Here is a 24,599-nt window from a genome sequence, read left to right on the forward strand (position 1 = left end):
ACTATCCGTATCTTTTGGCAATATGTATAGGGAGTCTGTGCAATGTCTTCGGCCAATGTTGCTGTTGTTATCCATGCCGCAAAAGATCTGAGGTTGGAAAACCGGGACGTACACGACGTGGGGCCAGACGAAGTCTTGATTGCCATGCGCGCGGGTGGGATTTGCGGCTCTGACCTGCATTATTATAACCACGGTGGTTTCGGTGCGATCAAGTTGCGTCAGCCGATGGTGCTAGGACATGAAGTCGCCGGAGAAATCGTGAAAGTCGGGTCAAGTGTGCAGGGGCTGCACTTAGGCCAACTGGTTGCAGTTTCTCCATCCCGCCCTTGCCAAGCCTGCATTTATTGTCTGAACGGGCAGCAAAACCACTGTCTTGATATGAAGTTCTATGGCAGCGCGATGCCGTTCCCGCATATCCAAGGCGCTTTTCAAAGCAAACTCGTGGCGAAAGCCAGTCAATGTGTTCCGGCAGATGGGTTGAGCCCTGCGCAGGCCGCTATGGCCGAACCTCTGGCTGTCTGTTTGCACGCGATTAAACAAGCCGGAAACCTCTTAGGCAAAACGGTACTTTTAACGGGATGCGGCCCGATTGGCTGCCTCACGATCTTGGCGGTACGCCGTTCTGGAGCGGCCAGAATAGTGGCGACGGATATCTCGGACCAGACCCTCGCTCTGGCGCGTGAATGCGGGGCAGACGATGTCATCAACACCTACGCCGATCCGCAAAAACTGGAGCAGTTTGAAAACGACAAGGGCCAGGTTGATGTCCAACTGGAGTGTTCTGGGGCTCAATCGGCTCTGGCTTCTGGCGTCGCATGCTTGCGACCGGGTGGAACATTGGTTCAGCTTGGTCTGGGTGGAGATATGACTGTGCCAATGCAGGCGTTGACTGCAAAAGAGATAGTCCTTCGCGGGTCTTTCCGTTTCCATTCCGAGTTCTCAGTCGCGGTCGAGATGATGCGAAGCGGACTAATAAACGTCGACCAGTTGGTGACGCATTCCTTCGAAGTTGGCGAGGCTGTTACTGCCTTTGAGGTCGCGTCTGATCGAAGCCAATCAATGAAAGTGCAGTTAACGTTTCCGGAAAGTGACGATGGATAGGCGAATGCGTGATATTGCAAAGACTTATGAAAGAGACGGTTTCGTAGCTCCGCTGGATATCCTGACAGCTTCCGAGGTCCAAACGCTGCGCGATGATTTTGAGAAAGCAGAGCTCATTCTCAGAGACGACCCAGAGAAACTCAAGCTTCTATATTCTTATCCAGACAGGCTGATACCATCATTCGATGCACTTCTTCGCCATCCGAAGCTGATTGAGGCTGCTTCAACAGTGTTGGGGCCGGACCTCATGGTTTGGAGCGGTGCACTTTTCGTAAAAGAAGCGCGATCATCGAAGATAGTCTCGTGGCACCAAGACTTGACCTATTGGGGTTTGGATGATGCTGAAGAGGTAACCTGTTGGGTTGCGATTTCAGAAGCGTCTGAGCAAAGCGGGTGTATGAGGTTTGTTCCTGGCAGCCATAAAAGCCGGATCGTGCCTCACGTGGACACCTTCAGCGAAAACAATCTTTTGTCACGTGGGCAGGAAATCGCAGTCGATGTGAACGAAAAAGATGCAGTTGCTGCCGAATTGCGTGCAGGGCAGGCATCCATGCATCACGGGCATCTCTTTCACGCATCAGGGCCCAATAACACGGACGATAGACGCATTGGTGTGGCGTTGCGTTTCATAAAGCCCTCAATGAAACAGCAAAACGGAGTGAAAACTTTGGTTGCGCTAGTCGCAGGGCGAGATGATTTTGGGCATTTTTTAGTTGCGTCCTCTCCTCAGGGCTTTTTGCATGAGAACGATTTCGTTTTGTGTCAAAGGGATGCAGATCGCAAGAAACAAATACTCTTCGCCGGAGTGTAATGACTCCCTTCTCGACCTCAGACCCATTGCTATATCGACCGGGAAACCGCCCTGAATCGCGAAAACTAGTAGACAATTAAAAGTTAACATAGTCGCTAAGCTTTTCTTCCACTGGGCGAAAAGTTGCAGAGGAAGTCTACGGCAGGTTCGAAATCAAAATAGTCATTACAAACTCAAAAAATATTCTGTTTAATTTTTAATTTGCGATCGTTGCGCTTAGCGCCTCTTCCTTTGTTTTGACCTTTTCGGGGTCTTGTCAGATTAACTTTGCTTGAGCGGGGCAGGGCGGGTGCATAGCTTTTAGGAATGACCAAACCTGCCACCTTCAAGTACTTCAAAACCAGTCCTGAGATCATCCGCCTGGCGGTGATGCTGTATATTCGGTTTCCACTCTCGCTTCGGAATGTCGAAGATCTGCTGCATGAGCGAGGCATCGACGTGAGTCACGAAACTGTCCGATATTGGTGGAACAGGTTTGGCCCAATGTTTGCTGCCGAGATCAGACGAAAGCGTGTTCAGCAACTCCGAGCCTTTTCAAAGTGGAAGTGGCACGTTGACGAGGTTTTCGTGAAGGTAAATGGCAAACGCCATTATCTCTGGCGGGCTGTTGATCACGAAGGCGAGGTGCTGGAAGCCGTTGTCACGAAGCGCCGAAACAAAGCTGCAGCACTGAAATTCCTCAAAAAATTGATGAAGCGGCACGGCAAAGCTGAAGAAGTAGTCACAGATCGCTTTGCATCCTACAAGGCGGCGCTCAGAGACTTGGGTGCGCTGGAAAAGCAAATGACGGGCAGATGGCTCAACAACCGTGTTGAGAATTCGCACCTGCCGTTCCGACGAAGAGAACGCGCCATGCAACGGTTCAGGCGTATGCGAAGTTTGCAGAAATTCGCTTCCGTCCACTCCTCCGTCTACAACCATTTCAATCAGGAAAGATCGCTAGCCAGCAGAGACATCTTCAAGCTGACACGCAACGCCGCTCTTACCGAATGGCGCGAACTTGGTGCGGGATAAAGGACAGCGTCACTGGCCCAACAGAGACGAGTTCGAATTCGTTTGACAGCACCAACGGGCAGCTTCGTGGCGGGGTATCTGTTGGTTTGGCTGGTATTCTCGCTGGCGGCGACGGTATTGAATTGGTGGCTGCACACGGGTGGCGCGCTTTCATCCATGATGGGGAGGATTGCGCCGACTGTGGGCGGCGTGATGTTGATACTTGCCGGGTTGTTTCAATGGACGCCACTCAAGAACGCTTGCCTAGAGCATTGCCGCTCGCCCATGAGTTTTCTGACGGCTCATTGGCACGAGGGAACCCTGGGTGCCGCGAAGATGGGGCTTCACCACGGGGCCTACTGTCTTGGCTGCTGCTGGATGCTGATGGTGCTGTTGTTTGTGTTGGGCGTCATGAACCTGCCGTGGGTTGCCGTACTTACAATCGTAGTGTTGGCGGAAAAGACGTTGCCATTCGGGCGGTTTCTGAGCCGAGGATTGGGCTTGGTTTTGATTGCCTGGGGCGGGTGGCTGATCACGATTGCCTGAGGAAACATTGGTGTATTCACAGGCTGGATAAAGGCCACCGCAGAGCGTTCGTCAACACGTCACCGGACAAGCAATTTCTGCGGGAGTTTAAGTCCCGCTCCGAATCCTTTGCGGTCATTCGGCTTGACCTGACGCAAGCATTCAAGACAAGCGGCAAAGCAAGGGCCGATCACAGGAAAAATCAGGCGGGGATACCTGCCTTTGCAAGCCCTGCAAGGTAAAGTTCCATTTGATCGTCCCGCTTCAGATAGAACAGCTTATTTTTTGCGAATGACCGCGAGAATTTCGGCTCTTCCACCATTAGGTTATGCGCCATCTTGGCCAGATCTTTGTCCCGCCCGAGATTGGCAAGCGCCACGACTGCATGCGCTGTGGCCCAGTATTGGCAATTTGGCACATCGCGAGCCCGCTCTGCCCAGTCCAGAGCTTTCTCGAACTGGTGATCGAAAAGCAGAGTCAGCGCGCCATAGCTCAGAAAGGCCCAAAGCTGTGGATGGTTAGGGCTCATCTCCACGGCTTTCTCGAAATTGGCAATCGCCTCTTCGTATCGTCCCTCATAGGAAAGTGAGTCTCCCAATCCGCAATATGCTGGAGCCAGCGTCGGGTTCAATTTGATTGCAGTTTCATTCTCAGCCAGCGCGCTGCGGTATTCCCGGCGGGCCAGTTGGACTCTGCCCATCAGCATGTAGAGCAGCGCATTCTGGTTATCCATTGAAACGGCGGTGCGTGCGGCAGCCAGCGCTTCGTCCATAAGGGCAGAATCCGGTTCCGTGTCCCAATACACCATCCCGAGAATCGTGGCATAGGCCCACCAGGCATGTGCCTCGGGAAAACTGGGGTCCAGTTCGCGGCTTTGGAGAAACAACCTCTGAGCTTCACGGTTGCTTACGGCAGTAAACTTGTAAAAGTGCGCAAGCCCATGATGATAGCAGTCCCAGGCATGGGGGTTTCGGCGCGGCGAATCTTCTAACTTGCGCCGGATCGCATTTCCGACCTCGGGCTCCAGTCTGCCAACAATTGTTTCCGTGATCTCGTCCTGAACATCGAAGATGTCTTCCAACTGACGGTCATATTTTTCCGCCCACACGTGGTTGCCAGTCGATGCGTCAATCAGCTGAACCGTGACTCGAATACGCGCACCCGCTTTCCTGACCGAGCCTTCGACAACGTAGTCGGCGTCCAAGTCATCGGCGAGCTGCCGAACATTCGGGGATTTTCCCTTGTAGGCAAAGGTCGTGTTGCGCGCGACGACCTCGAGCCAGTGGTGTTTCGACAGAGCAGTAATTATGTCTTCGGACAACCCGTCCGAAAAATATTCCTGTTCGGGGTCGCCTGAAATGTTGTCAAATGGCAATACGGCGATTGCAGTTCCGTCAGGGGACCCAGGCGGTTCAAAATCATCAAGCGGATCTACAGACTCGGCGTTCCCCCACCACCAGACTGGCACCGGTCGATCAATGTTCTTAAGCTCACGGTTTTCTCCGCCTTGGAACGCGCAAGCCGTTTTGCTGTCCAGGCATTCATAGGCGGAGCCGGAGATAAGAACCTGCCCGGCTTCAGCAAGCGCTTCCAAACGAGCGGCGACGTTAACGCCGTTACCAAAGACATCATCCTCCTCGAAAACGACTTCACCTGTGTGTATCCCAATTCTCAACTTCAGCGTATTCTCGCTGGCCAAAGAGTTCTGAATGGCGACAGCACAGGTCACAGCGTCAGAGACTGATGGAAACTCGACTATCCAACCATCCCCCATGCATTTCACTAAATTGCCGCGATGCGCGACTACAGAAGGGTCAAAAAGCCCAGATCGAAGCTCTCGCAACGCGCTGAGCGTTCCGCTTTGATCCGAGTTCATAAGGCGGGAATACCCAACCAGATCGGCTGCTAGTATGGCGGTCAGCCTGCGTTTCAGAGGTCATCCTCCTCCGAGCAAAGTGCAATTATCAAAGATTATCATGCGCAGGCTTGGAAAGAAACCGAAGGGCGACTTCGTCCGCAAGACGGCCGCCGGATGAGTAAAGTTGCAGCGAAGGCATGAGCAAGGCCATTGGATGTCACAGTCGTGCCGAAGCGCATTAGCAGCGCAACAGCAGCGCTACTGGCCCACGCGTAACAAGCTGAATTGGAAGGACTGAGAGCTTCCCCAAGGAGTATGGTGTGTGTGCTTCCGATGCGTAACCAGGGAAATACGATCGCCTAATACCTCACGTAGCCCCTCTGGATCATAGCGAACGATTGGCAAACCGCTGCACTTCTTCGGACCGTCGAGCGCAAACGTTGCGATAATCGCATGGCTACCTGGGAGAAGGCAGCGGTACAACTGGTCCCGGTAGGCGGAACGGTCGTCCGCATCGACAAGGAAATGAAATACGGCGCGATCGTGCCATAGATCATAGCTTCTCTCCGGGCTCCAGGTTGTGACATCGGCTGCGATCCATTCAATCTGCTCGCCTACGGCGCCAAGTTGTCCACGAGATCGATCAAGCGCAGCTTTGGATACATCGAGCACAGAAACGTCGCTCAGTCCTCTTTCGATCAGGCGTTCTGCGAAGTGTGAAGTGCCTCCGCCTATGTCTATCACAGAGGAGGCATTATCGACGCCGACCACGTCGCAGAGCTCCAACGAGATCGAGGGATCATCCTGATGCCAACTCAGCTGGGTATCGTCTTTCTCGCGGTAGACCTCCTCCCAGTGGCTCACTCTCTCGTCTGCCATGGTGTCTCCACTTGATCCCGTCAGGTGGTGATCATGTAACTTTAGGTCAATGACTGCAATGTCCGCAACTCTGCCGTTCAGCAGATTTCAGCGAACGTCCGCTGCCGTTCAATGCAGACCTCCAGGCGAATTTTCTCGGAATGACCACCAACAATGACCGCTGTCCGTTCCTAAGCCGTCATCTGACAAAAAGACTCAGATGACTGCCTTGAGCCCTAAGCGGACGTTCGCATGAACGCATTAGCCTACTGTTGCTGCGACAGGAACTGCCGGGCTTTTACCGCAACGACGTCGGATTAGGTATTTTTCAGTTCTCGGGCGTATACCAAATTGGCGAAGTGTACGCGCGTTCCTGCGTTGACGTGGGAACCTCCGCGGGAAGTTCGTCTCCGAACCGAACAGCATCGTAAATTGTCCACCTCGGAGTGGGAATTTCCAAGACTCGGGCATAGAAGAAAGCCCGCACTGAAGGATCGAACTCAGGGTCTGTCCAAACAGTGATCAGCTCTGGAGACCCTATGGAATTGGTAAACGTGCCCGTTGCAACATCCACGGTGTTCCCCACCGCTGGCAGGTTGCCGTCCGCATCGGGTTCTCGGTCTCCCGACCAAGCCACGTCATAGACCCGCTCTTCAGTTTCGCCGCTGGAATTTAGCCAACCTTTCACAATCTGAACACGGTCGAGATTGCCGGAGAACGGATCTTTCAGCGCAGCAACCAAGAAGGTTGGGGCGTCCGCGCCTTCTGTCGCGTCTGCGAGGTCCCCACCCATCGGAACGCCTTTTTCATATCCTATTTCTGCGGGCAAACGAGACCTTGCATCAGCTTCCGTAAAGTCCCAACCACCAAAGAAACGAACCGCGATGCGACTACCGGTTGTCCCGTAAACTTCTTTCCGTTCCATGGCGTCGAATATGGCTTCGCGTGTGTTGTCTTCAGCCCAAACTGCTGCATAGCCAGAGGCTGCCATTTCCCACCCGAGAATCCTCAAGGCATCGAATTCGCCAACGACATGCTGCCAACGGCCAGGTTCCGGCTCGACACCAGAGTGTTTGCCAAAGAAATTGTCTTCTTCCGCCGTGGCCAAAGCCGTATGGCTGTCGGTCGAGCCCACTACTCCGAACTTGTATGGATTGGTGCCGAGCTGAGCCTCTAGCTTGAGACCGTTCTTCAAGGCCTCGCGCGCGTATTCGTACTGAAGCATCCAGTCTTCTTTGGGTGTCGGGCCCAGATTGGATTTATCCCAGGTTTCATAGTCTGCGAACTCATCGTTCGGGCTGAGAAACGGGTGAGTTTCTCCGTCACCTTTGATCTGGGTAATCTCATACATCGGCTCCCACTTAGCACGCCGCTCTGCGTAGTCTTCTGTCAAAGGCTCACCCGTTTCAGGGTTTGTCTCGACCGGAAACATCAGGCCGTTGGAGACGTTGCCGTTGTGGGCAAGGGCCAGTACACGACCGCCAGTCTCTATTTCATAAGTTTCCATCCAGTCCCATAGCCGTTCCGGATTAAAAGTTTCTGCGGTTGTGAAGGGCAGCATTTGCCGAGCGCGAATGGCATCATCCCGGTAGATCACATTGCGGTGGAGGTTGTTGCCAGCTTCGGTGGACGTCCACTCGTATCCGATGAACGCAGTGAACGTGCCGGGGTCGTTGTGATGATCCGCAGTTTGTGTGAACTCGTCCCATACGGATTGTACAAACCTTCGATCTGCAACAGCCTCGGGAAGTGCCTCGCCGGTGATGCCAGCAAAAGTTTCAATGACTTCCATAGTCGCTCCAAGTGCAACGTCTCCGCCCGCATTAAGCCGTTCGCTCCAGTCTCTGAGCGTTGCATCGCGCATCAGCGTGGAGTTTCCCGCGATGATTTCATTCATTGCACCCATGGCATCAGAATGATCGGATACAACAAGCCAGTCGAGCGGACGCGATAACTTCACACGGAGGCCATGCGAGGTGGTGACTTCCTCACCACGTGCAAACCTATAGGCATCGTCGGGGCTCAGAATGACGCCAAATCCGCGCGCATCGAGCGAATTTGACGTGTGCAGGTGAGTGTCACCCCACAGAGGTCGTGTAGGAAAGTCTCGACCTGCAAAAGGTGAGAAATCAGCAGGCGCGGGCTCGCGCATATCATCAACCGATATGGTCATCTCTCCGACTTGCCCCCCTTGTGCGGCCTCTTGAGCATTTGAAGAACTTGATATGAATGCTGCAGAAACTATTGCTGTCGATGTCGTCAGAAAAAACTTCATTTGAACCTCCCAGCCGCGCTGAATGCCAGCCTATGCCAACATCTGATCTGACTGTTCGTCAAGGAAAACAACGGTTTTTCTTAGATGAGCTCAGAAGATCTCAGGAGAGGCTCGACTAGCCCGGGGCCGCAGCTTCACCCTTACCTCTGGCGCTCAGCCACGGTGAAAAAGCACCGCAATGAGACGACGTTATTGACGACTGGTGACTTGGTTCGTCAGTCTTGAGCTCGTGATCTTGATTGGAGGCGATATCATGAAGTGGTTATTGCGAACATTCCTACTGTCCTTATCTCTTCTATTTTCCTCAGCTGCTTCAGCACAGGACAAACCCAACATCGTATTCATATTTCTTGATAATTTTGGCTGGGGTGAACCCGGATTCAACGGTGGGGGCATTATCCGCGGTACAGCGACTCCCGAGATGGACGCCCTGGCAGCGGAAGGATTACGACTCACGAACTTCAACGTGGAAAGCCAGTGCACGCCGTCCCGTGCAGCGACTATGACAGGACGGTACGGCGTTCGGAGTGGCAACCATACAGTCCCTCTTGGAGGTGGCGTCTACGGTCTGACTCAGTGGGAAATCACGATGGCCGAGATGCTGAAGGAGGTAGGATACAACACGACCATGTACGGCAAGTGGCATCTTGGATGGACCGAAGGGCGCTATCCAACGAATCAAGGATTCGACGAGTTTTACGGCGTTGAGACCACTGACGTTACAGTCTGGCGCACGCTTCCGGGTTTTGCCGATGCCAACATGGAAGAGCCTGTAGTGATGCAGGGTGTTGCAGGCGAGCCAGCAACCATCGCTCAAGACTACGATCTGGACTATCGCGGCGAAATAGATGGCGACCTGACGAAAAAGGCCATCGAGTTTATCGAAGCGAAGAGTGCCGAAGACGCGCCGTTTTTCATCTATCTTGCTTATACTCAGACCCACTATCCAAACATCGCGTCCGAGGAGTTCGAAGGCGCCACTGGAAACGGCGTCTGGGCCGACATTCTGCTTCAAACAGATAGCTATATCGGACGTATTGTTGATGCGATTGAGGCGGCAGGCGTTTCCGACGACACCGTGGTGATATTTACTGCTGACAACGGCCCCGAAGCTCTTCCGGTTGGGAACGCCAACGTCTCGCCAGTTCCTGCGGTACATGGTACGGCCGGGCCTTGGCGCGGTACTCTGTTCACCAGCCTCGAAGGAAGCATGCGTGTACCCTTTGCAATCAAGTGGCCGGGGAAGATCCCTGCCGGTTCTGAAAGCAACGATGTTGTCCACTCAATGGATCTCTATCCGACACTTGCGGCTTTCGCAGGAGGCAAGGTGCCTGATGACAGGGCTTTTGATGGTGTCGACCAGTCAAAGTTCTTTCTTGGTGACCAACCAAACTCAAACCGAGAAGGCGTGATCGTCTACATGGGTGAGCAGATATTCGGCGTAAAATGGAAGGATTGGAAAGTTCTTTTCAAAGAGAATACGACGGCTTTTGGTGCAACGGAGTCTTACGACACACCAAGGATCTACAACCTTTTGAATGACCCACACGAGCGTGAAAGCGTACTCTTCCCGCACACATGGGCGGCCGAAAAGGCGCTGCCGCAGTTGCAGGAGCACATTGCAACCTTCGAGGAATACCCGCCAATCCCACCAGGAACGCCTGATCCGTACGAACCACCTAAAAACTGAACGGTGGCTTTGTCCGTAAATTCGTCGTTCGTTCAAACGAAACGTGCCGCGCAGCAGCGAACGGCGGCTTAGCCCGCAACTCGGACGTTGGCTGCAACTTGCTGAAACGTCTACGTTGCGGACGAAGTGTGGATTCGCGGTACTTGCACCAATTGCAGTTTGATGTGCTTTGCTGACGTCAGAATGAGCGTGAAACGGATGTACAACATCACCGCAAGGCGGATGATTTCGAGACTGGTTTTAAAGTACTTGAAAGAGGCAGGTCTGCTAATGGGCAAAAGATACGCAACCGCCCTGTAGCGCTCTACCCAAGTTCTTCTGACAAGACCCCATAGAGATCTCGCATCGCTAGCTTTGGATCACCGAATTACGTGAACCGAACACTTGGCATGATGCACGACTCTGTTCGCAGTGGAACCTAGAAATATGTCCTCGAATCCGGGCTTATGCGAAGCTAAGACGATGCAATCGGCGTCGCTCTGGTTTGCGAAGTCGACAATTGCCCTACCCGCATGCCCGGAGATGAGCTGTACCTTCGCCTCTGAAATTTCAGAGGCAGTCTTTTGTAGGTTCTCCAATATCTCATGCCGCGTATGTGCAAGCACTTCACTTGGAATCTGAGAACCCACATATGCCGGAATAGGTTCTTGGACGTGCACAACGGTGAAAACAGCGTCGGCATCAGCCAATTGGCGCGCAGCCTTAAACGACGCTTGAGTGTCATGTTCTTTGTCCAGAGCAACCGGGATCAGGATATTCTTGTACATTTGACCTCCTATCTATTGCGCAGATGATTTCAGTTTGGTATTTCGGCAGCAGGAAACCTACACAGGCTCAGACTTTGAAGATTTCCCTGCGCTCTTTGTAGCGGCTGCAACATCACCAACTGTTTTCTCAACAGCTTCAGCTTCTGTTTCTGCGACATAAGATGCACAACGGGACACAGTTTCGAACCATTCCTGCGCGTCAGCAACCAACCGCTCAGCTGAATGGCGCTGCCATTCCGCCACGCTCTGAAAGGCTTTCGATGGATCGGACGGGTTCGCGGACGACACATTGCGTGCAGCTTGTAGAGCCGTCCGGACCGCCTCATGACGCCGTTCGAACCAATGCTGTGCAAAGGCCTCCGTTTCTTCGAGAAATTTTTCCTGCGCGTCCCAAAATTGTTCGATCTGGGCTCCGAAGGCCGGATTGCCAGACATGGGTGGCTGCATTTGCTTAAAAACATCCAACAGTGAGGTCGGGCTGTTTGTGCTAGTTTTCTTTCTCGACATCGAAAGTTCCTCCTCATTTCCTGTATGAGTTACTGTGCCACCTGCGGCGCGCTTTCGCCTTAATACAGATCAATATCCCATATTTTGCGGATTTTCGGCCTAAGCTGCGACGGGACACTCGCATTCTCTCCGACAACGGTTCCTAGGTGGCAGGATTGGAATTAGAGTAGTTTAGACAAGAACCTAACGCTTGGATTTTTATGCACATTGCCGGCTTTCTCATTAGCCTTGGTGTCCTCTTCCTTGCCGGATTGGCAGCCGATCAATTAGGCCGGGCCACGCATCTTCCTCGTGTTACTACCTTACTTTTCCTCGGTCTGATCGCCGGGAACGCCGGAATGGGGTTGATCCCACTCGACGTCGCAACGTGGTTCGACGAGATATCCATTGTGGCCTTGACGATGGTCGCTTTCCTTCTTGGAGGATCTTTGACCCGCGAGAACCTGGTTCGGCATGGCCGAGCCATTCTGACTATTTCGATTGCAATCGTGGTTGCAACCCTTGTTATCGTGTCTGCTGGATTGACCGCAGTCGGCGTACCCTTCGGGTTGGCATTGGCGCTGGCGGCAATTGCTACGGCTACAGTTCCGGCCGCCATGACAGACGTTATCAAGCAATCTGGAGTGTCCAACAGCTTCACCGAGACATTAAAGGGCGTCGTCGTAATTGATGACGCTTGGGGTCTGATCGTATTCAGTATCGCCCTGGTTCTGGCCGGTCATTCGGATGGTTGGGCAAGCGTCACGACCACAGCGATGTGGGATTTCGGAGGGGCGATACTGTTGGGTACCGCCCTAGGTGTGCCATCCGCTTACCTGACCGGCCGCTTGAAACCGGGAGAGCCAATGCAGGCAGAAGCAGTGGGCATAGTTTTTCTTACAGCGGGCCTTGCGCTTTGGCTGGAGGTTTCATTCTTGGTAGCAGGCATGGTTGCGGGCGCAATGATCGGGAATCTTGCCCGCCATCACGAGCGTGCTTTTCAGGAGATCGAGCACATTCAGTGGCCGTTCATGATTTTGTTCTTCCTGCTGGCTGGCGCCACGTTGGATATTGAAGCCTTCGGCTTGATGGGCTGGGCTGGTGCTCTTTTCCTATTCTTGCGCGCCGTTGCCCGCCTTGTCGGGGGTTATTGCGGAGCGAGACTGGGCGGCCTGCCTCGCCGTCAGACCCACTGGTACGGTCCCGCTTTGTTGCCACAAGCTGGTGTCGCGGTAGGAATGGCACTCGTTGCCGGAGAGCAATTTCCGAATTGGGCCGCGTCCATCATGGCCTTTACTCTAGCCAGCACTGTGGCCTTCGAAGTGTTGGGGCCGCCGTTGACTCTCATGTCAATCAGACGTGCGGCTGATACGGATTAGTAAATCAGCCAGTGACTAGTCCGTCTGGATCGATTCCAAAAAGGCGAGCAAATTCGCCAACGGCAAACCTACCATTATTCGTTGCCCATTGGGCAAAGCCACCGCGATTTGTTGGTCTGTCTCAAACACTGCGCCAAAGATTGGCATTTCGCCACCATGGGCGAGCAATTGTGAACGACCATCAATCTGTTCAGCTATGCGATCTATTGGATACACACCGTCGTTTTGGCCCACCAACTTGGTGAGGTTGGGCGTTCGAATAGCCAGCATTTCCGCCATTGGCCCGTCTCCGGTCGCTTCGAAACCGTGACATTGCCAGCAATACGTCCGGTACAAATCACGCCCCTCATCGACGCTGACGTCCTGCGCCAGAACGGGTCCCGTGACGAACAGTGCCAGTAAAATTCCGCGAACAATCTGCATATGCTCCTCCAATTTACTGCCCCGGATGCAGATCTATTTAAACCGCATCCTTAAGAAACTTCTTTGACCTCGCTCATGTTGAACGCTTCAGCACGAAGATTGGTTTTTCGGTCGAATGGCGCTTGAGCACGCGCCAAGTCCAATCCAGGCGGCCTCCAACTACGCCACTTCGTCATTGACCTCACTCCCCCTTGCGCCCTGGCGGCACTCCTTCCAAAGCGTTCAAATGCCAACGAATTCGCCAGAGGTGATGCGACACGCGATGCAACCAGTCGAGCCCAAGGTTGGTAACAGGTTCCAGAGCATCAAGAATAGCTTTCTACCCTAAATCTCAAACCGCCTCACATGTTTGCTTTGCCTTTGAGTCCGAAGGCAAACGACAGTTGGTTGGGATTCAGCCTCGCAGACCGCCGACCGCGAGTTGATTGACATAGATCAAAGCACCAACAAGAATCACATAGTGAAATACGAATGTTTTAGCGTGTTCTACGTTCACCGGTCTGTCCCCAAGCAAACACAAAGGTGAACGGAATTCTTAAGGAGTGGAAGTTCCACCCAAGGGGGCTCGGCAGGAGTGGTGGCGAGCCCCCGTGTTACTTGATTGGCGCCCAATGCGCCCAGGCGTTGAGACACAAGGCATTTGATGCAGCTTTGACCATCGGATTAAGCCGCTGCGCCAATCGCGGACAAAAACGAGACGGACGCCTCTGACGACGTTCTGAATGGGCAGTTTGTGGAAATCGCTTATGAACTCTGTTGATCCAAACGAACAGAAACTCAGACGGGCCCTTACGACCCCGTTGCTCACGCTTTATGGCCTTGGAGTAACGGTCGGAGCGGGCATTTACGTTTTAGTCGGCGCAACAGCAGACATTGCCGGACCGTTTGCGGCGTTGTCGTTCGTTGTAGCCGCGCTCGTCGTATCACTCACCGCGCTTTCGTATGCAGAACTCACAACTCGATTTCCTGTCAGCGCAGGTGAAGCAGCCTATGTTGAGGCGGGATTTCGGAAAAACTGGATGGCGATTTTCGTTGGGCTTGCGGTGGCAGCCTCGGGCGTTATCTCCGCTTCTGCCGTTGCAATTGGCGCAGCATCATACCTTCACGCTTTGACCAGTTTTGCGATCCCTATTTTGACTATCAGTGTTGTTTTGATCATGGGTCTAATCGCGCTTTGGGGGATCACTGAGTCTGTCTTTATTGCGGCTGTCATCACGATCATTGAGATCGCAGGTCTTCTCTTTGTGATTGGCTGGGGCATGTCGATCCAGGATCCGCAGGGATACGGGATCAGTTCGATGCTTCCGCCGCTGGAACTCGACGCGTGGAGAGGCATTTTCGCAGCATCACTTCTCGCTTTCTTTGCATTTGTTGGCTTCGAGGACATGGCTAATGTCGCGGAAGAGGTTAAAGACCCCGTGCGCACCATCCCAAAAGCGATTTTGCTAACGCTCGTTCTGGCGACCGTGTTGTATCTAGGAACCTCAATGACGGTTCTACTTGTTGTGCCGATCGATGTTCTTTCGACGTCCGCAGCACCCCTCGCGCTCGTGTTTTCAAACGCGCCCGAGGTCATCAAACAGGGCTTTTCCGCAGTCGCGATTGTGGCGACAGTCAATGGAGTACTGATTCAGATGATTATGGCCTCGCGGGTGATCTACGGACTAGCTGACCGTGACCATTTGCCGAAGGTTCTGGCGATAGTCCCTAAATCAACGCAGACACCAGTAGTTGCTACTTTGCTGGTCGTCGCAATCATCGTTCTGCTGACCCAAACTATACCGATTGGTACCCTGGCAGAGCGCACGTCTCAGATCGTTCTGGGCGTCTTTGTGCTCGTCAACATTTCGCTGATCCAGCTGAAGATGCAGCCGGACGAGGCCGCCAAGCATTTCCGAGTTCCTATTGTGGTACCGATCCTTGGGGTGATCACCAGTGCATTGCTTTTCGGATCTGGATTTCTCTAACTAGACAAAACGACCCAAAGGCCTCAACGAACTGCCACGGCATATGACGACTGACCAAACTTCCATAGGATCAAAACTTTCAGCCTGGTGGCATAGAACGTTTGTGGATCTGGTTCAGCAGCTGCAATGGTCCTATCTGCCGCCATTGATGGTCTATTTTGCGGCCGGCGTGTCCGGCCTGACCTCGGTCGTCGGTGCTTTTTTCCTAAAAGACTACCTCGATTTATCCGCCTCTTTCGTTGCAGGGCTAGCATTTTGGGCTGGTATCCCGTGGATACTCAAAATGCCGCTTGGTCATGTCGTGGACCTGTTTTGGCGCTGGAAGTCCCTGCTGATCTTGTTCGGCGCGTCCTTGATCACGTTGTCTTTGCTCGCCATGTACGGGCTCGTGACCGCACCTGCGCTGATGTCCAGTTTCATGCCGCTGGAAGACTGGTATGTTGTTGCCTTGCTCTTGGCGCCTTCGGGCTATGCAGTTCAGGACGTTGTTGCCGACGCCATGACGGTTGAGGCGGTGCCAAAGGTTGACCAGAGCGGCGCACCATTTTTGCCGGAAGAAACTCGTGCACAGCACACAACGATGCAGACCTTGGGCAGAGTTTCGATCATTTCCGGGTTTGCGGCGGTTGCGGCTGTAAACATCTGGATATTCTCTGGAACCGAAGAACTGCAAGAATCCGAACGCCTTGCGCTTTATGGCCAGGTATATCTGATAGCTCTGACCATCCCGGTGTTGTCCGTTAGTGGAGTCGTTCTTCACAGCTTTATCCAGCGTCAGCTTATTAAGTGCGGCCACCCGCCACATACGCCGGATGAAGCCACCGAAGTCAAATGGTCCATATTGCTCGGCGGCCTTGCATTCGTTGTGCTCAGCATCGTGCTGGGAACCGCAGATTTCGAATTCGCGCAAGAGACCGTTTTTGCGGTTTCCCTGACGGTGATCCTTTACCTCATGTCGCGTCTGCTGAAGGAGTTGGAACCAGCCCAAGCCAAAGCCTTGATCGGGACAGCGACAGTCATTTTTGTATTTCGTGCCGTTCCTCTGCCGGGACCAGGCCTGACTTGGTTTGAAATCGATGAACTGGGGTTCGATGAGCAATTCCTGGCAATTCTGGCTTTGTTAACTTCGATGCTGGCCCTGCTCGGGTTAATCGTCCTTCGACCATTTATGGCCACCCGCTCGATTGCGAATGTGGTGGTGTTGCTAACGATTGCGGCGGGCGTTCTCGCCCTGCCTAACCTTGCCCTCTACTACGGTGTGCACGAATGGACGGCGGCGCATACCGGCGGAGTTGTCGACGCAAGGTTCATTGCCATTCTTGATACAGCTGTTGAGTCGCCGCTTGGACAGATCGCCATGGTCCCGATGTTGGCTTGGATCGCACGCAATGCCCCTGTTCAGTTGAAAGCGACCTTCTTCGCGGTGATGGCATCGTTCACAAACATGGCTTTGTCGGCCAGCAGCCTTAGCACCAAATACCTCAACCAAACATACGTCGTCACTCGCGCCGTCACAAATCCAGAGACCGGTGAAGTCACGTCTACCGCAGACTACAGCCAACTTGGGTACTTGCTGATCTCCGTGGCCGTGATCTCGATGATTGTTCCACTGGCCACAGTGATCTTTGTTCAAAACTCGCGCTTCCGAACGAGCGAATGATCACTGGCTTTTGACCTCTCCTAGCAGAGCTCTGAGATGTGAGACCGGGACGCCGATGTTTGAACCGCCAAACTCGGGCAGGATCGCAGCATTTACGGCAACGACCTCGCCTCGCCGATTCAATGCTGGCCCTCCACTCCCACCGGTCGTGGTCTCGGCGTCATAAACTATAGCGCTCCCGCTTGTCCGCGCAACTATCCCCCGGCTTGCTAGCGGGTGTATCTTGCTTTGTGCTGAAAGTCGGGACGCTATCGACCAAAAATTCAACGTCCCTTCTGCTTCCAGTTCCTCTAAAAAGCCCGGACCAGCCTGCGCGATCAATGCTTTCAAACCCGTTGGATACCCCAACAGATAAAGCTCTTCACCTACGCGCGACGTGGCATCCGCCAACGGAATGCCGAGGTCGTGAACGCGGCTAGGCTCTACTGCCAAAATCGCCAAGTCTGCCGCTTCGCTGAACCGGACCAAACGCGCCTCTATTGGTTCCGCCTGATCAGGCAAATAGGCCAGCAGCCTCAACATTTCAGGCTTGAGACCAGCGTCGTTCAGCGCTTTTTCTCGTTTCCCCGAGGTCCAGGGCAAAGCGACATGGCGGTTGGTGGCCATCAACGGTGCCCCAGCAATCAAAAACCCGGTTCCGGTGAACTGAAATTCTGCGGGTTCGCCGGTCCCGTCCGGTTCGATCCAAGGCTGGCCAAACGGGGATTTCAGGTTTTCTCCGTTCGGTCCCAAAACGTGCCGCAAAATCTTCCCGCTTTCTACGTGGCGCAGCCCGTAAGCCCCCTGAAGGAAAGCGACAGATCGAGTGGAGGCAGCTATCACCCGCGTGGGTGCCCCCGCCCGTTGTTCCAAAGTTCCAAGACGTTGTTCGGTCGACAAGACCTGGTTCTCAAAGGCGTCACGCAGCGAAACCAAGTCATCAGGCGTAAGTGCATCTTCTCGCGTTTGAGCGAGCATAACCGCAACCGCTTCGATCTTGCGGGACTCCTGTTCGATACTATCCGCCAAGCGCCGGTCGTTTTGGTAAAGTAGGTAACCAAACCCCGCGATCACAAGAAGCGTTGCAAGTACAGTGATCCTGAAAAGTATCGTGGTCTGAGACGCAAGCCGCCGCCCACTATCGCGCAAGGCACCGGACATCTTTTTGGCGAAAGGTCGACGGCTCGTTCGGGTGTAAGCATATGCGTCACTGAGAATATCTTCGACTGTGTGGTGTGCGGGAAATGAGTGATCGCACAACCTGTATCGAGACATAGGGCCCTTTTCGCCGAACTCGATCATGTCGCCGTGCCTCAAAGACACTGATGAAGCATTTTGCCCGTTTACCCATACATTGAGCCCTGCTGACGCGGTTACCGTGTAACCTTCGTCAGCCCATTGTAGGGTGGCAATATCGTTATCATGGGGAGGCAGGTCATCCCTAGGACGAAGGCTTAGCACCCTTTCATCGTCAACTGAAACAGTTAGGGTTTTATCGACAAGCCAGTTCACGTTTCCGCGCGATGGACCTGTCAGGCTCTCCAGAAATGCCCGCACCTCACCTTCACCACCATTCCCGGAGGATGTAATGCTACTCGCTTCTGGATTTCGCATTATGACCCCCTTTCAAAACGCGTGAGGGCATTCTACCACGCTGCAACACCAAACCCATGGCTTGGTGCGAATGTACATAAAACGCATTTATACAAACACTTGCGATGTCCGCCCGGATTCAATCAAAAAACATCTATCAGGCCGCAGCTCAAAGAAGGCCGATCCATGATCGGCCCTCTGCTTTGGCATTTTCAAGCCCCGTATCGAGCCAACAGACCGTCTATTTCGACGATACCTTGATCTTACGGCTTGGATCCTGAGGCTCAGTCTTCGGCATTTCGATATGTAGAACGCCTTTGTCGAATGTTGCGGAAATCTTGTCGATTTCCACAGTGTCTGGCAGCGACATGGCTCTGGAAAAACTGCCATAGCTTCTTTCGCTGACACGCAGATCGCCCGTTTCATCATGCGCAATCTTCTTCTGACCGCGCAGGATTAGCCTGCGATCCTTGATTTCAATTTCCACATCATCCTCTTCGAGCCCTGGCAATTCAGCCGTCAAGGCAATCGCAGAATCCGTTTCTTGGACATCGATTGCCGGTGAAATCGCACCTGTCATGTCAAGAGACGGAAAACCCGTGCGTTGCGCAGCCGTTTCCATTGGTAGGAAAGGTGGTCCTCCCCCGAAAAAACGCGACATCAGAGTTTCCATTTCACGCCGAAAGTTGTCGGAGAGCGGATGCGTTCCAGTGAAAAGTTGCGGGGACTTTTTGTCTTCTAGCATTTTTGAGCCTCCTCCTTTGGTCTGATTTCACGCGCGCAACATTATGACAGGAAAAGCGGTCAAGGACCTTGATCTTGCTCAAGCATGCAACCTCAGCATCAGCCAGACCGAACGCAGCGGCTGAACGAACAGAAACGGGAACCGTTGTCCAACAAACTTGCCACGTCGTGCTGGAGTTACCAACCTTAGTAGTCTTGATCGGAACCCCAGGTCAGCTTAGCGTTTATTCTAAATGAGCCCGAATTGCCCACCTTTAACACAGCGGAGCAAAACCGTATGAAATGGCCTTATCTGGCGTTGATTTACGTTTTGCTGATCTTGGCTCCCTTAGGTTTTTCTTGGTCTTTGGGATGGCCACCGCGATCATTTCATCAAGAGCTCGCGTCTGGGCTTGGGATGCTTGCGTTTTCAATAATCTTAGTCGAGTTCCTGCTGTCCGGGCGGTTCAGGTTCATCTCTTCCGGCTTAGGTATGGATGTGACCATGCGGGTGCATCAGTTGATGGCGCGTACAGCACTGGGCTTAACGCTGATACACCCGCTTCTGTATCAGGGTACGCCTTCTGGCGGAAGCCGCCCGTGGGATAAAACAAACCAACTTACGATTTCAACTGACATTTCTGCGCTGTTATCGGGTATCGGCGCATATTTTTTACTGTTCATTCTGGTCGTCTCGGCAATTGCCCGCAAATCCCTTGATTACAAATACGAAACATGGCGCCTCTTACACGGGCTGGGAGCCTTGGTGATCGCATGCCTGCTTTTGCATCACACGGTCTATGCTGGGCGCTACGGTGGGCATCCGCTACTAACCTATCTCTGGCTTGCCCTAACCAGTATTGCAGTTGGAACTTTGCTGTATGTCTATCTCGTTCGCCCTTTACGTCAGAGGAAAAGACCGTGGCGCGTCACGTCTGTGTCTCGACTAACACCGAAGCAATGGGAGTTGCGCGTCGTGCCAGATGGTCACAACGGACTAAACTTCGAAGCAGGGCAATTTGCTTGGCTAAACGTCGGCAACAGTGTTTTTTCGCTGCATGAGAACCCATTCTCGATTAGTTCGGCACCAGCCGAAGGCCCCGAAGTTTCATTCGTGATAAAGGAACTTGGGGATTTCACATGCGGCCTCGGACAGATCGCTCCGCAAACCACGGCCTATCTGGATGCCCCGCACGGAAATCTGTCGATCAGCCACCGAACTGAGAAAGGCATTGTTCTGATCGCAGGTGGTGTCGGGATCGCGCCCATGTTGAGCATTGTGCGTCAGGTACGGTTGAGTGGAACACAGTACGATCTCAAGCTTATCTATGGCAACCGGGTGGAGGAGCAGATTGCTTTTCGCCAGGAGTTGTCCAAAGAAGAAACAGTATTTGTTCTATCCGAGCCGCCAGAGGATTGGTCCGGAGAGACAGGCTTGATCGACGGTCATCTGTTGGACCGCAATTTGTCTTCTGATCAATTTGAAAGCTGGCTTTTTGTTCTCTGCGGCCCCCCTGCCATGATGGACACCGTCGAAGATCATCTGATTGAGCGGGGCACCGCGTCACACCGGATTTTGTCTGAAAGGTTTGACTATGATTAGACTGCTCAGAAACCTGCCCGCACGCCAACAAGTGAAACTCGCAGTGTGGTTGATCAGTATTTCAATCTTCGTCGCTGTCTTGGCCTTTTGCTTAAGGTAGAAAGCTAGACCGCCAAGGGTTGGCTAGCTTCAAGGCTGCCGGCCGAAAAGGCAGGTTTTCTTGGAGATGGATGCCGTCACGAACTTCCTTAAAAACATGCTCCGCGTGGACAGCAAGAGCATACCGCAACGATCCAGATATGCCCCTATGAAACGCCTTTGATAGAGATCAAGGGCAACGCACGTCACTTATTCATAATAAGCAATCTATTCAGACAGATTTTTGGGAGGATCGGAATGACCTTACTCATCGGCTTCACCACGGTCGAAGGCCAAACAGCAAAGATTGCGCGCTTCATCACCGATCTCGCGAAGAATGCCGGTTTCGACGCAAAGCTGATCAATACCGATGAAATGCACAGCCACGTTTCACTTGACGATGTGGTCAAGGTTATTCTCCTGGCCCCTGTCCACGAGCGTAAGCACCCCAAGTCATTCGAAGCATTTGTCGCTTCAAATAGAGATGCCTTAATGAAGCGAAAGTCCCTCGTGCTTTCCGTCGGTCTAAAAGCTGCTTTCGCGTCAGGTCGAGAAGAAGCACGCGACTATCTTGACGAAATGCTTCTTCGAACAGGTTTTGAACCAAATGCGACGGCTTTGATCGCAGGCGCAGTGAGGCCCGAAAACTACGGGTATTTTGAGAGGGAGATTCTTCAGCACGTCGTCTTGCTCGGTCGAAAAATCGATCCACGAGAAGGGGCAAGGGAGTTTACTGACTGGGATGAACTCACGTTAATTGTGATAGAGTTCCTTGGCGAAAACGGGCAGGCAAACACGCTTCAACCTCAAGCAAACTCTTAAAAAAGTCTCTCAATTATTTACCGATGAACTTTGATTGCTATGACTCCCAGAAAGTCACAGTTATCGGCTCACTTCATCAGTGTCCGAATAGCACTGGTAAACTTGTCTGCTCCAACATTGCTTGCGTCGTGCCCCCAAAAACTGACTCCCGCAAATGGGAATGCCCATAAGCGCCCATAACAATGAGATCGGCCCCCGCTTCTCTTGCTCGTTCTTGAATGCAATGTGCAACTGAATTTCCCCCGCACTGGAGCTGCGACACGGTCACGTTGCAACCGTGATGGCCGAGCCATTCAGCTAGGTCAGTTCCATGCACACTACCTTCTACGTCCTCAGGCGACGGCAAATCAAAACATCCAATTACAACTTCCTTGGCCGCCAGAAAAATGGGTAAAGCTAAATGCGTCGCCCTGGACGCAGGCAAGCTGTCATTCCATGCCAAAAAAACGCTGTCGCGTTGGGCAAACGGATCTCCATTTATCATCAGAGCAACCGGCGAATGAAACAATACTCCGCACGTGATCTTGTGAAATAAATCGGGGTCTTTTCGCAAATCAGCGTCTAGAAAAGCAATATCAGAGCATTTGGCTTGTTCTGCTACAAGTTTCTGTATCTCTGCTCCAAGTCCCATGAAGCCAGTTACATTTGCAGATACGCCCTGCCCAGCAAGAAGCGTTTCAACTTCAATGGCGCGAGACTTCAGGGCGGCATTTTTCACGTGAAGAACGTCCAACCAGTTTGAGGGCAGACCCGCCTCAACGAACCTGTTTGATCCATACTTCAGGTAAGGCAGGTTAGGTAAGGCCGCGATCAATACGCAATTCAAGTGGTCGTTCTGGATATGGGCAGTTTCAGCGCATTCCAAAATCGACGCGTCGTCAGCATCAACTCCTACATAATATGCCACTGTTCTGTGTTGCATTCCCGACCTCCGCCCGGAATTTCACTTCGCCCGAAAGCCGTGCGCATTGATTGAACCAGCAAATAGCCGATGTTGTTATTCGCTCTTCTTACTTCGGCAGCATGAAAAACTCTTCCAGCACAATCTTGCCTTCCGCCACCGAATACACCGCGATCTCGCGCAGGGTCATACGCTCACCCGTGGCCTTCTGAACGACTTCGGCTCTGAAGCGGACTCCAAAGCGGTTGGGTGGGTGGACGTAGGGGCCATCCACTTCTAGTTCTTGGATTTCATGCGATGCCAACCAATCCTCTCTTTTTCCCTTGATGGCTTCTCGCCCCTTTGAAACGCGGAATTGTCGAACCGGAGGCACGACTGCCTCTATCGACTGTGCGTTTTCGGCATACATTTCATCAACACTTGCAAGGCCCCTGCGCTCACGCATGGCCTGGACGAATGATCTTCCGATTTCAATCAACTCTTCCATGAGCCCCCCCTGAATTACCATTGACAGTACCACTTCTTGCCCGCGCCAATCTTGACAAGGATCAATAAGCATATCGATGGATACTGGGAGGCCGGTTCGAACAAGTCTCAGCTAGGCCAACAGAGATGTCGCTTGTAACGCGCCAAGTTCGCGCCACTCGGCAAGAGCGGCGGTGCCGTGACAACTTGAAGGTGTCTCGGCTGGGAAGGGATCGCCCCTGGTTGAAGTGATTGGAGACGGAGGAGGGTCTTGTCAGAAGAACTTTGATTGAGCGGGGTAGGGCGGTCGCGTAGCTTTTGACGATGACCAGACCTGCCTCTTTCAAGTATTTCAAAACTAGCCCCGAGATCATTCGCCTTGCAGTGATGCTGTATATCCGTTTCTCGCTCTCGCTTCGGAATGTCGAAGACTTGTTGCACGAGCGAGGCATCGACGTGAGCCACGAAACTGTCCGATATTGGTGGAACAGGTTTGGCCCTATGTTTGCTGCTGAGATCAGACGGAAGCGTATTCAGCAGCTGCGCATTCTCTAAATGGAAGTGGCATGTGGACGAGGTTTTCGTGAAGGTGAATGGCAAGAGACACTACCTCTGGCGGGCCGTCGATCATGAGGGCGAAGTGCTGGAAGCAATCGTTACCAAACGTCGAAACAAGCAAGCGGCATTGAAATTCCTCAGGAAATTGATGAAGCGACACGGCAAAGCGGAAACCATCGTCACGGATCGCTTTGCCTCATACAGAGCCGCGCTCAGAGAACTGGGCGCGCTTGAAAAACAACAGACGGGCGGGTGGCTCAACAACCGCGTCGAGAACTCGCACCTGCCGTTTCGACGACGCGAACGCGCGATGCAGCGTTTCAGGCGCATGCGAAGTTTGCAGAAGTTCGCCGCCGTCCACTCCTCTGTCTACAACCACTTCAACCTGGAAAGATCGCTAGCAAGCCGAGACACCTTCAAGCTGACCCGCGCCGCCGCTCTCGCCGAGTGGCGCCAACTTTGTTCCGGATAGGTTCGCGGTTTCCGCGGCAAACTGAGACTGGTTAGAATTCGTCTGACAGCACCCCCGTCAACGTGGTCACGAGCAAACTGGACCGCTTCATCCCACGGACCGACTGGATTAAATCTGGCAAGTTAGTCATCCCTACGGACAAGCCCTGGTTTGATGAGTTCCGTAGGGAACTGCTGGGGTTTCCGGATGCACTTAAAGATGATCAGGTGGATGCGCTGACCCAGTTCGCCGAATACATGCGTCGTAGCCAAGGGACATATCTCGATACAGATCCTTACACCGGCCGGCGCCAAGGCAACTATCGACCCGAACGACCAAGAAGGGAAGATCGCATGCGGTTCTGACACCACGCGAGGGCGCTTTCCAGCGACCTGGGGTTGAATATCAAATCTTCGACCTCGAACGTCTGCGATGAAGCGCGAAGCTGCCGTTAGGGCTAACTGCAGCGAATGTCTGCGCTGAGCCCAAATTGACCGATGCTGCACGATGCCCCAACGACAGGAATGCGCAGAAAGCGGAATTTGAAAAGTTTTACGAACGATCATTGCGAGTCTTTGCCGAGACCTTTTGGAGCAACCGCTATTGGGAACTAGCTGGATATGCTTTTGATCT

General features: G+C 53.1%; 20 protein-coding genes and 2 pseudogenes. 11 read left to right on the plus strand and 11 right to left on the minus strand.

Annotated elements, in window-relative coordinates:
• The first annotated feature begins 42 nt into the window (after positions 1-42).
• The 4 genes from AC2FIB_RS16665 to AC2FIB_RS16680 all read left to right on the plus strand — a co-directional run bounded on the left by AC2FIB_RS16665 (position 43) and on the right by AC2FIB_RS16680 (position 3,451).
• Positions 43-1,101, plus strand: coding sequence for an L-idonate 5-dehydrogenase (locus AC2FIB_RS16665; protein WP_496842417.1), 1,059 nt, complete (start codon positions 43-45; stop codon positions 1,099-1,101).
• 4 nt (positions 1,102-1,105) lie between these two features.
• Positions 1,106-1,912 carry a phytanoyl-CoA dioxygenase family protein gene (locus tag AC2FIB_RS16670; protein WP_234899401.1) on the plus strand — a complete coding sequence of 269 codons (807 nt, stop codon included), beginning with the start codon at positions 1,106-1,108 and terminating at the stop codon, positions 1,910-1,912.
• Between the two features lie 306 nt (positions 1,913-2,218).
• Positions 2,219-2,926, plus strand: coding sequence for an IS6 family transposase (locus AC2FIB_RS16675; protein WP_170713689.1), 708 nt, complete (start codon positions 2,219-2,221; stop codon positions 2,924-2,926).
• Positions 2,927-2,968: 42 nt separating this feature from the next.
• Positions 2,969-3,451: a DUF2182 domain-containing protein gene (locus AC2FIB_RS16680; RefSeq protein WP_496842419.1), complete on the plus strand. Its 483-nt coding sequence runs from the start codon at positions 2,969-2,971 to the stop codon at positions 3,449-3,451.
• Between the two features lie 181 nt (positions 3,452-3,632).
• On the opposite strand, the gene AC2FIB_RS16685 is transcribed toward AC2FIB_RS16680, so the two are convergent.
• The 3 genes from AC2FIB_RS16685 to AC2FIB_RS16695 form a co-directional block, all read right to left on the minus strand.
• Complete coding sequence (locus tag AC2FIB_RS16685; protein WP_496842431.1) at positions 3,633-5,363, minus strand: adenylate/guanylate cyclase domain-containing protein; 1,731 nt, start codon at positions 5,361-5,363, stop codon at positions 3,633-3,635.
• Between the two features lie 183 nt (positions 5,364-5,546).
• Positions 5,547-6,167 carry a class I SAM-dependent methyltransferase gene (locus AC2FIB_RS16690; protein ID WP_496842420.1) on the minus strand — a complete coding sequence of 207 codons (621 nt, stop codon included), beginning with the start codon at positions 6,165-6,167 and terminating at the stop codon, positions 5,547-5,549.
• A 307-nt stretch (positions 6,168-6,474) separates the two neighbouring features.
• Positions 6,475-8,319, minus strand: a complete 1,845-nt coding sequence (locus AC2FIB_RS16695) for a DUF3604 domain-containing protein (protein WP_496842422.1) — start codon at positions 8,317-8,319, stop codon at positions 6,475-6,477.
• 355 nt (positions 8,320-8,674) lie between these two features.
• On the opposite strand from AC2FIB_RS16695, the gene AC2FIB_RS16700 reads away from it, so the two are divergent.
• On the plus strand, positions 8,675-10,111 hold the full coding sequence (locus tag AC2FIB_RS16700; RefSeq protein WP_496842424.1) for an arylsulfatase: 1,437 nt from the start codon (positions 8,675-8,677) through the stop codon (positions 10,109-10,111).
• A gap of 161 nt (positions 10,112-10,272) precedes the next feature.
• Here AC2FIB_RS16700 and AC2FIB_RS16705 read toward each other — a convergent pair.
• From AC2FIB_RS16705 to AC2FIB_RS16715, 3 genes and pseudogenes are all read right to left on the minus strand, one after another.
• A pseudogene (locus AC2FIB_RS16705) lies at positions 10,273-10,389 on the minus strand (IS6 family transposase); the annotation flags it as partial.
• An 81-nt stretch (positions 10,390-10,470) separates the two neighbouring features.
• Entirely contained in the window at positions 10,471-10,878 is a 408-nt protein-coding gene (locus AC2FIB_RS16710) for a universal stress protein (protein ID WP_496737830.1), read from the minus strand.
• Positions 10,879-10,935: 57 nt separating this feature from the next.
• A complete protein-coding gene (locus tag AC2FIB_RS16715; protein ID WP_496737829.1) occupies positions 10,936-11,385 on the minus strand; it encodes a phasin family protein in 450 nt (149 codons plus the stop codon).
• A gap of 200 nt (positions 11,386-11,585) precedes the next feature.
• On the opposite strand from AC2FIB_RS16715, the gene AC2FIB_RS16720 reads away from it, so the two are divergent.
• The gene (locus AC2FIB_RS16720) at positions 11,586-12,743 is read left to right on the plus strand and encodes a cation:proton antiporter (protein WP_496737828.1); all 1,158 of its coding nucleotides are present in this window, start codon (positions 11,586-11,588) and stop codon (positions 12,741-12,743) included.
• Between the two features lie 15 nt (positions 12,744-12,758).
• Here AC2FIB_RS16720 and AC2FIB_RS16725 read toward each other — a convergent pair whose 3' ends face one another.
• A complete protein-coding gene (locus AC2FIB_RS16725; RefSeq protein WP_496737827.1) occupies positions 12,759-13,166 on the minus strand; it encodes a c-type cytochrome in 408 nt (135 codons plus the stop codon).
• A 746-nt stretch (positions 13,167-13,912) separates the two neighbouring features.
• On the opposite strand from AC2FIB_RS16725, the gene AC2FIB_RS16730 reads away from it, so the two are divergent.
• Both AC2FIB_RS16730 and AC2FIB_RS16735 read left to right on the plus strand, forming a co-directional pair.
• A complete protein-coding gene (locus AC2FIB_RS16730) occupies positions 13,913-15,133 on the plus strand; it encodes an APC family permease (protein ID WP_496842426.1) in 1,221 nt (406 codons plus the stop codon).
• Positions 15,134-15,236: 103 nt separating this feature from the next.
• The gene (locus AC2FIB_RS16735) at positions 15,237-16,793 is read left to right on the plus strand and encodes an MFS transporter (protein ID WP_496737825.1); all 1,557 of its coding nucleotides are present in this window, start codon (positions 15,237-15,239) and stop codon (positions 16,791-16,793) included.
• Here the strand turns inward: AC2FIB_RS16735 and AC2FIB_RS16740 are convergent, their stop codons facing one another.
• A complete protein-coding gene (locus AC2FIB_RS16740) occupies positions 16,794-18,386 on the minus strand; it encodes a trypsin-like peptidase domain-containing protein (RefSeq protein ID WP_496842427.1) in 1,593 nt (530 codons plus the stop codon).
• Between the two features lie 220 nt (positions 18,387-18,606).
• Positions 18,607-19,026, minus strand: a complete 420-nt coding sequence (locus tag AC2FIB_RS16745; protein WP_282121560.1) for an Hsp20/alpha crystallin family protein — start codon at positions 19,024-19,026, stop codon at positions 18,607-18,609.
• 360 nt (positions 19,027-19,386) lie between these two features.
• Between AC2FIB_RS16745 and AC2FIB_RS16750 the strand changes: the two genes are divergently transcribed.
• Together AC2FIB_RS16750 and AC2FIB_RS16755 are read left to right on the plus strand one after the other, a co-directional pair.
• The gene (locus AC2FIB_RS16750; RefSeq protein ID WP_496737823.1) at positions 19,387-20,691 is read left to right on the plus strand and encodes a ferredoxin reductase family protein; all 1,305 of its coding nucleotides are present in this window, start codon (positions 19,387-19,389) and stop codon (positions 20,689-20,691) included.
• 336 nt (positions 20,692-21,027) lie between these two features.
• A complete protein-coding gene (locus tag AC2FIB_RS16755) occupies positions 21,028-21,591 on the plus strand; it encodes a flavodoxin domain-containing protein (protein ID WP_496737822.1) in 564 nt (187 codons plus the stop codon).
• A gap of 76 nt (positions 21,592-21,667) precedes the next feature.
• On the opposite strand, the gene AC2FIB_RS16760 is transcribed toward AC2FIB_RS16755, so the two are convergent.
• Together AC2FIB_RS16760 and AC2FIB_RS16765 are read right to left on the minus strand one after the other, a co-directional pair.
• Complete coding sequence (locus AC2FIB_RS16760; RefSeq protein WP_496842428.1) at positions 21,668-22,513, minus strand: universal stress protein; 846 nt, start codon at positions 22,511-22,513, stop codon at positions 21,668-21,670.
• Positions 22,514-22,601: 88 nt separating this feature from the next.
• Positions 22,602-22,979 (minus strand): nuclear transport factor 2 family protein, encoded by a 378-nt coding sequence (locus AC2FIB_RS16765; protein ID WP_282121556.1) that lies wholly within the window; start codon positions 22,977-22,979, stop codon positions 22,602-22,604.
• 302 nt (positions 22,980-23,281) lie between these two features.
• On the opposite strand from AC2FIB_RS16765, the pseudogene AC2FIB_RS16770 reads away from it, so the two are divergent.
• Positions 23,282-23,987 (plus strand): annotated as a pseudogene (locus AC2FIB_RS16770) (IS6 family transposase).
• Positions 23,988-24,599: the final 612 nt, after the last annotated feature.

Source organism: Ruegeria sp. YTSA072, assembly GCF_059610285.1.